This is a genomic window from Microcoleus sp. OTE_8_concoct_300 (genome assembly GCF_031383065.1).
In the GTDB taxonomy this organism is placed as follows: Bacteria; Cyanobacteriota; Cyanobacteriia; order Cyanobacteriales; family Microcoleaceae; genus Microcoleus.
In genome coordinates this window covers 1-3,595 of record NZ_JANMZH010000378.1, presented here as the reverse complement: position 1 = coordinate 3,595, position 3,595 = coordinate 1, and the positions used below count along the sequence as shown (strand labels likewise).

4 protein-coding genes are annotated in these 3,595 nt (G+C 43.1%); all 4 read right to left on the bottom strand.

The window, feature by feature from the left end:
• Nucleotides 1–176: 176 nt before the first annotated feature.
• The 4 genes from ACUVJL_RS16810 to ACUVJL_RS16795 all read right to left on the bottom strand — a co-directional run bounded on the left by ACUVJL_RS16810 (nucleotide 177) and on the right by ACUVJL_RS16795 (nucleotide 3,488).
• The gene (locus ACUVJL_RS16810) at nucleotides 177–1,655 is read right to left on the bottom strand and encodes a bifunctional metallophosphatase/5'-nucleotidase (protein ID WP_445246892.1); all 1,479 of its coding nucleotides are present in this window, start codon (nucleotides 1,653–1,655) and stop codon (nucleotides 177–179) included.
• 88 nt (nucleotides 1,656–1,743) lie between these two features.
• Nucleotides 1,744–2,265 carry a nucleoside hydrolase gene (locus ACUVJL_RS16805; RefSeq protein ID WP_445246891.1) on the bottom strand — a complete coding sequence of 174 codons (522 nt, stop codon included), beginning with the start codon at nucleotides 2,263–2,265 and terminating at the stop codon, nucleotides 1,744–1,746.
• Nucleotides 2,232–2,741 carry a nucleoside hydrolase gene (locus ACUVJL_RS16800; RefSeq protein ID WP_445246890.1) on the bottom strand — a complete coding sequence of 170 codons (510 nt, stop codon included), beginning with the start codon at nucleotides 2,739–2,741 and terminating at the stop codon, nucleotides 2,232–2,234. Before ACUVJL_RS16800 ends, ACUVJL_RS16805 begins: the two co-directional genes overlap by 34 nt.
• Nucleotides 2,742–2,813: 72 nt before the next feature.
• Nucleotides 2,814–3,488: a nucleoside hydrolase gene (locus ACUVJL_RS16795; RefSeq protein WP_445246889.1), complete on the bottom strand. Its 675-nt coding sequence runs from the start codon at nucleotides 3,486–3,488 to the stop codon at nucleotides 2,814–2,816.
• Nucleotides 3,489–3,595: the final 107 nt, after the last annotated feature.

The window sequence follows — 3,595 nt, the reverse complement described above, 5'->3', positions numbered from 1 at the left end:
TATTCGGCGTTTTTATCACATCTGTACAAACTTCTCCATCGTTAAACGATTATTCGAGTTTTTCTTTGATTTTAAGCTTTTTAATAATCCTAACTTGAAAAAATACGAGGCTTTTGCACAACTCATTTAGACGTGCTATATACAGGCAGAACCCGTAAAGCAAAGGTTTAAGCCATTTACTTGTAGACAAATCTTCCTTCAATATGGCTGTCAATATTTTGATGATGACTGAAGTATTCTTCGACGACATCCTGGGAAGATGTTGTGACTACTTTTGGAGCAGCTAATTTTGTTAATTCTTCCTGGGTTACGCCTAGACTATGCTCGGAATTGTGGAAACGATAGCGCTCTATACAGATCGTGTAGTGTTGCTCGTCTTGTACAGGTTGTCCATTAATGCTTAAAGATTCAAGCTTTTCTTCCGCGTCTCGATAAACTGCCTCAACACCTTTACTGACCTGAAGATACGCACTTTTATCGGGGATTCTGTTTTCCAGTCTCATAACATGTGAGAATATTTTGCTGAGCTGTAAACCTGTAACTTTAAGTTTATAAAGTACATTGTCGTAAGGAAAAACTTCTTTAAGGTCCCTCAGTGTAACTAGTGATCCTAATTTGGTTCCCCGGATTCCACCACTTGCTACCATTGCTACATCAAATTTATCGAGTTGGGCAAAAATATCAGCAAATAAGTTACCCAATTCAGTTTCTTCTTCACGCTTAGGATGAGTCAGTTGACGGGCTAATCGTCCAACCAATCGATTATATTTGCGATCGACTGATTCTTGGAAAGTCGCAATCAGCTTTTCGATTTCTGGATCTGGCCCGGCTAGATTATTATCAACAGGCAGGAGTTGCCACTTCCATTCAACGATGCTGTTAGTATCGTCATCCACTACAATATCGAAACGCCCAATTTGGTCTGTGCCAACTCCAGCTTGGGCTATGAGAATGTTGTTAACTTCCGCAGGTTGTTCTAAAAATGTGTGGGAGTGTCCACCAATGATCATATCCACACCCCATTCTGGATCTAGCATGGCAGCTAGTTTTTTATCCTGTTCAAAACCGATATGTGTCAGGACGACTGTTAGGTCAATGTCATCATTTTTGTAGGTGTTGCAGATTTTACCAACTTCTAATGCAGCATCTTCCAGACTTACGAATGTGCCAATACTACTGTCAAGTTTTAATGACTTGAGAACTACTTCAGTAATAATTCCGATGAACATAATATCGAATCCATCTACATTTAGGATGATATATGGATTCATCAAGCGCTTATTGTACTTTTTGATGTACAAGTTGGCATTCACTATCGGAAAATTTGCCATTTTTTCCAAAAAAAGTAAGTGAGGCAACCCATAATCCAATTCGTGATTCCCCAGAGTCACTACATCTGGAGCGAGGTAATTCATGATTTCTATGGTTGAAAGACCTTTATATTCCTTATCAAGGACAGAACCCTGCACCATGTCACCTGAAATCACAAAAAGCACGTTTTTCTCTTCCTGGCGTACTTTATTGATATAGCCGGAAAGCAGCGACACTCCACCAATCAGATGACCATCTTCACCCCCAGCCTCTGCCAGAAAGTCTCCATGCATATCATTGGAATGCAAAATCGTGAACTTTTTAAACCGCTCTGTGGTCGTCATTATTTTTTACCTTAGTCAAACTAACAGGTTTAATTTTGCCGATTCGGTTCAGATACCCGACTTCTCTTTGAAGTTCGGTATCTCGCGTTCACGAAAGCTCGGCGGTTGTGAATAGCTGCTTCAAATCTTCAACGAAACTGGTGAAAAATTTGCTCTCATCAACCTGCAACGCTACCCAGGCATTTGCTCCGGTTTTCGGTGCAGGACGACTATCAATCGATGTCTGTCCCAGTGTCAACTCTCCTTTTGTTTCAACTCTAACTTTTGCCCTTTTCAACATCAAAGTTTCTGGATAAAAGAGGTATCCCAAGGTTGCTGCATCATGGACAAGAAGACCTGGAATTCCTGCTGTTTCTCGATAACCCAAGGCTGTGCCAATCATGAACTCACAAAGAGCTATCAAGAATTGGGAAAGTTTACTCTCTGGATTCGCCTGAGTGACTGCCTGAGTCATATCTCGTGTGAAAATTAAGTGTCTGGTCACGTCCAACGGCATCACGACTATATCATCTCGGCTGTCAAATACTGTCTGAGCAGCTTCAGCATTAAACCAAATATTGAATTCGGCATGGGGAGTCAGATTACCGGAACAGAAAAAAGCACCTCCCATAATGACAATTTCCTTGGCTTTTTTGAGGATGCCAGGACTTTTCGTTTCCGCCAAGAAAGAGGTTTGTCACCGGACCGATCGCTGATAATGGTAATCTCCCCTGGATTTGCGTTCAGCTCGTCGATGATGATTTCGTCCCAGTAGCGAGCATCCTCAAAATTATGGGTGGGTGGGGGTAAAGTATGAGACAGATTGCCCATCCCATCCGCCCCATGAATATGTCCGGCATTTTCCACAACTTGTTTGATGGGGACACCGCGACCCACTTTAATCTCTGGGAACCCTGCTAAATTTAAAATCTGCGACGCACTAGAAAACGTGCGTTTAGCAGCGACATTGCCATCTGCGGAAGTAACGGCGACAAGTTCAGCTAGTCCTGATTTGACCAAGCTCAGAAGCCAAAGAAAGGCATAGATATCGTCTCCGCCCGGCTCGGTGTCGAGAATGATTCTGGGATAAGTGAGTTGAGTTGTCATAGGATAAGGTGCCTCAAGTCAGGGATGATTGTATAAAAGTCCGATCGCGCATTGTCCCACCTGTGTCAGTCGTCAGACAAGTTGATCGAATAGCTGCATAAACCGTTCAGTATCCACATCTAAGCAAGCCTCTACATTGGGGGGGTTCGTTTCCTCATCTCTGCGATCGCGGCGATCGGCTAGTGACATTCCCGTCGTGAATCTTCCTTCGGTTTCAACCATCATATGTAGCGATTCTGTCCTTACCAAACTGGGATCTATTGCAACCGCCATCGCCAAGGGGTCGTGTAAATAACACCCATAAAAGCCTTCGTTGTCACGGTAGAAAGCCATATAAATTCCCGTGCAATCCGCAATAAACTGGCTAACTTTTGAAGGACGGCGCTGTAAATTATCTTCAACAACTTGGCGCGACAAAGGAGCTTTCATCGCCACATCTAGACCAACTAAGGTGATGGGAATTCCTGACTCCATCACGACTTGAGCCGCATCGGGATCGACAAAAAAGTTAAATTCAGCCGCTGCTGAAATATTTCCGGGTACTGTAACAGCCCCACCCATAATGATAATCCGCCCGATTTTTTTCATGGTTGCGCCATCTTTCTGAATCGCTGTGGCTAGATTTGTGAGTGGTCCTAAAGCAATAATCGTCAGATTATCGTACTCTTTAGCTGCCGAAAGAAGCAGATCAATAGCATTCTCTGTAGATGGCTTAGCGGGACTTAAACAAATTTTAAGCCCAAACAAAGCCTAAACTGGCTTTATAAGCGGAGAATACGTCCCAATTTTGGTTCAACCATTTCACAAACCTAAAAGATATGGCTGTCCGAAATGCTTCGAGTGCATAGCGTAAA